The sequence below is a fragment of the Rothia sp. HMSC061D12 genome (genome assembly GCF_001836735.1).
Lineage (GTDB): Bacteria > Actinomycetota > Actinomycetes > Actinomycetales > Micrococcaceae > Rothia.
Genome location: NZ_KV830305.1, coordinates 263,880 through 267,967, shown reverse-complemented (window position 1 = coordinate 267,967; position 4,088 = coordinate 263,880). Strand labels below are relative to the sequence as shown.

1 protein-coding gene and 1 pseudogene are annotated in these 4,088 nt (G+C 55.1%); both read left to right on the top strand.

Going from position 1 to position 4,088, the window contains the following annotated elements:
* Nucleotides 1–302: pseudogene (locus HMPREF2682_RS01025) on the top strand (superoxide dismutase); the annotation flags it as partial.
* Between the two features lie 247 nt (nucleotides 303–549).
* Nucleotides 550–3,849: an S-layer homology domain-containing protein gene (locus tag HMPREF2682_RS01020; RefSeq protein WP_070830637.1), complete on the top strand. Its 3,300-nt coding sequence runs from the start codon at nucleotides 550–552 to the stop codon at nucleotides 3,847–3,849.
* The last annotated feature ends 239 nt before the right edge of the window (nucleotides 3,850–4,088 follow it).

Here is a 4,088-nt window from a genome sequence, read left to right as displayed (position 1 = left end):
TCCTGTACAGGTATCAGCGTTCGCGCGGTATGATGTCTCCCGGCTTGCCGACTGCCGCACCGCAGTCTCGTAACGGTAGCCTGCCGGGGTCGGATGAATCTGAGGTGAGCGCTAACCCATGGGTTCTGGATTTGGAGGAGGGTAGTGCTTTTTGGCGTGAATCTCGGTGGGCTGTGCAGCAACGCATTTGGGGCTACACCAGGGGTTGGGAACACGAACGCTTTTTCATGGAGACAACGTCTGTCTATGACTTGGCGTTGATGCTCTACCGCATGGAGCACGGCGGTAGCCATCTCAAGTAGCGCCCAGTTGTGGTGAGGGGTAACCGGTGGGCTGGAATGTTCGGATTAGTTCGACTTTTCAGCCCGCCGGTACCGTCCCGATTTTTCTTCCCTGCCTTCTGCGAGTTCTTTTGCCCGGCACCAGGCTTTACGGGGCTTCTTCTCCCCTGTTCGGGGTTTTCTTTTCACGTTTTATCCGCTCGACTTCTTCGCTCGCTTCATCTACTCGCTCGCTTCAATCACCGCACAGTTTTTTGTAGATGGGATAATGATGTCTTCATTCTTCACGCCACGAGGCGCCCCGCGCCACCCGGCGAGCGCCCGCGCGCTCAGCCTGTCGCTACTGTTGGGTTTGAGTCCGCTGGCCGGTATCACCCCGGCGGCACTCGCAACACCGACCCAGGCGGCACCTGAGCAGCAGGCGCAGGCGACCCCAGCCTCCCCCGCTGCAGCTTTGGTTCAGAAACAAGCAGACAATCAGCAGAATCCTGTAGCCCAGGGCGAGCAGACCAGTTCGCTACCGACTCTGCGCGTCACTAGCGGAGCACTAAGAATTTATGCCGGAGGCACGGTGCATGTTGAGGGTGCCGGCTTCACTCCCGAATTCTTGGCGCACCATGAGCTACGTAGCCTCATTATTGCGCCCAAGGGTTCCTCTACCTACGTGGGTCCTCACCAGGAGCCAACATACCAGGGGCCGCGCTTTGACGTTCCGGCGCCTGCCCCAGACGGGACTTTCAGCGCTGACTTGGAAGTATCTTCCAACGGCATACCTGCGGGCATGGAGTACGAAGTTATTTTGACCTACCGCCCGCTAGATGAAGCGCACCCCTATCAGTGGAATACTGAGGATCGTATTCGTACGGCGCTCCCTGTGACGAATGATTTTCCGGCGTCTGTTCTGCCTTCTATTACCTATGATGTGGATTCTATTTCGGAGGAGCAGATTAATTCCGGAAAACCGATTGAAATCAATATGACGGGTTCGGGTTTTGACGGGATGAATAAGCTAAGTTTTACTCTCGTAGAATATGACCCGTCTGCAAATGTTACCCATAAATATCTCAAGGAGCTGGAGTCTTTTGATCCTTCAGATTCTCCGTACTTTAAGCGTGTTTTTCATGGCTTAATTCCTAACGGTCATTTTCATCATAAAATTACGATTCCTGCCGGTCTTTTGAAGTCAGGCAAGGGTTATTATCTGTCGGTACAGGGAGACTCTCCTTCTGGCCCGATTGCTATGAGGCGTGCCTTCCCCTTCGTTCCTGTGGGCAAGAACCCCATGAAAATGCCTTACCAGAGCAATACGTACCGCAATACTCTTCCGAAGGTTTCGCTGTCCCCTCAGACGGTTGACCCGTACCATGAGGGGAAATATAAAGTTACTATTTCTAATATTTCCCCGGAAGTTGATTTGGGGTACTATATCGGGTCAATCAGTGTTTATAATAAAACTGCTCAAAAAACGATTGCCAACCTCAGCGTTAATAGTGACCATTACTATGAACGTGACAAAATTGTGGTCCGTAACCCCGACGGCACCCAAACCGTAGAACTTGAAATTAATGCTGAGGATATTAAAGAGCTACAGGGCGTGTATTTGGGTTCCGAAGCGGAACTGAGGGTCTATTTCTCAGATAATCCTTACTACGGTTCAGAGATTCATAATTTTACGGTTACTGCACCAGTTCGGCTGGCGGATTCCCCTACCCCATTGACCCCTCCCACCCCTGCTGAGGATAAGAAACCTGACAACCCGGTTGGCATGAAGCTCACCTCGGGCACCCTCAACATTTCTGAGGGCGGTACCGTCTCTGTGACCACTGCGCCGCTGAGTGCCGAGTTCCGCGCGAAGTACACGCTGTATGAGTTCGGCATTGTGGAGCGCGGTGAGAATTACCTTGAGCCATATTACGGCAATCCCCTTCCTGAGGCGCAGTACGGCAGCAAGGTTGCCGGCCTCCGCGCTGAGGGCAAGGCCCACGATAATCCTGACGGGAGCGTCACGTTCACTCTTGACATTCCGAAGCAGTGGATGATGGTTCCGGAGGGTACGCTCTTCGATGTGGTGCTGACCTACTACCCGTCCGATAAGCCTGACCCGCACGACTATCCGTATGAAGATTATCGTCTTACGGCACGAATTCCCTTGCCCACGGTGCGCGACCCTGAGCCTGACCAGCCGACGTACCGCTACAGCATTTCGGCGATTGATAAGCCGTGGCAGGATACGACTCTGACGGTTGAGGGCTACCATATTCTTCCCCCGAATATCGTAGGTGGATACGACAGCCAGGCGTACGTCACTCTATACGAGGCAGACCCGGCTACCGGAAAGATTATGGGACGCCCTGTTTTCTCCCATGCTGTTCCGTTGACGGGCAACTGCTTGCATCACTGTACGGGTTTCCGCAATAACTATTTCGGCACGAAGATGACGATTCCGGCGGGTACGTTGAAGCCGGGTAGGCTCTACATGATTGGTATCTACGGTTCTAATCTGCCTCACCCGGGTGAGGAGGAGTACAGCGGTAGCTTGCTGACCAGTGTTGCGCAGTTCCTTCCGGTGCGGTCGGGGCAGCCGAGTGATAACCAGCCGAATCCTGACCAGCCTGTAGCGCGTCCGGATTTGTACATTCCGTATAAGCGCGTCAACCCGTATCAGGAGATGAATACTCTCACCGCACGCGTCTCGAATCTTCCGAAGCTTGCCGAGGGCTATTACCGTTTCTCGATTCAGGCAACGGATATTTTCGGCGAGCTGACCGGTGAGAAGGCTCTGGAGCAGGTTATTCCCGCTGAGCGCATCCACGATGGTGCCGCTGAGGAGACGCTGAACGTTCCCGGTAGCGCGCTGAATTATGAGGGAGCGTACAGGGTTGTTCTGGAGAAGGTAACCCCGGGCAAGGATGGTGCCGCGGATGCGGTCGAGCCGGTGGCTTCTGAGAATCTTGATCTCTTGGCGAATACTGCTGAGGAGCAGAAGGCTGCTGTCGAATGGGTCAAGAAACAGGCTCTTCTGGATGAGAGTAAGACTGTGCTGAGTCGCCGCGATGTCACGGTGGCGCTGTACCGCCTGGCGGGCGCGCCTCATGCTGAGCTGCCTGCAACCAGCCCTTACGCGGATGTGGCACCGAACGACCCGGACTACGCCGCGTACATTTGGGCTCGTCAGAAGGGTATTACCTTCGGCTGGGCGGACGGCAAATTCCACCCGGAGGCAGCCCTTTCGACACGTTCTGCGGTGGCGTTCCTGTACAGGTACCAGCGGATGGTTGCCCCGGCTCCTGCGCCGGAGTCGAGCAGTGTGCCGTCTTCGTCTGTGCCCAAGAACAGTAGCGTGCCGGGTGATTCTCCCGTCCGGGTTTCGCGTTCGCATTGGTCCGATTATGGGCGTACGGATACTGCGTTCTGGCGGGAGTCGCTGTGGGCTACTCAGCAGTTCATCTGGGGTTATAAGGATTATGATCACCGCTATGCCGAGGGTTTCAGTTCGGATGCTGTTTCTTCTTCGGAGTTCTCGGTCATGCTGTACCGTATGGCGCACGGCGGCAGCCGTCTTAGTTAGTTTCGGTGCGTGAGGGGTCTGGCGGGCTGTATTCTTCGAGTCGTTGTGCCGCAGGCTCAACAGCTGGACCTGTCCCGCCCCTAGCATCCTTTACAGGCACCGGCGAGGGGAATCGGGAGCGTTACCTGATGGGAGTCTTCCCGCGAGTAGCGCCCCGGTTTCCCGACCTTTGATTTGCTCAACCTTTTCGCTCGCTTCACTCACCGTATAGTTTTTTGTAGATGGGATAATGATGTCTT

Coding starts and splice junctions, on each gene's coding strand:
- HMPREF2682_RS01020 (WP_070830637.1), top strand. CDS start 550: ATGATGTCTTCATTCTTCACGCCACGAGGCGCCCCGCGCCACCCGGCG.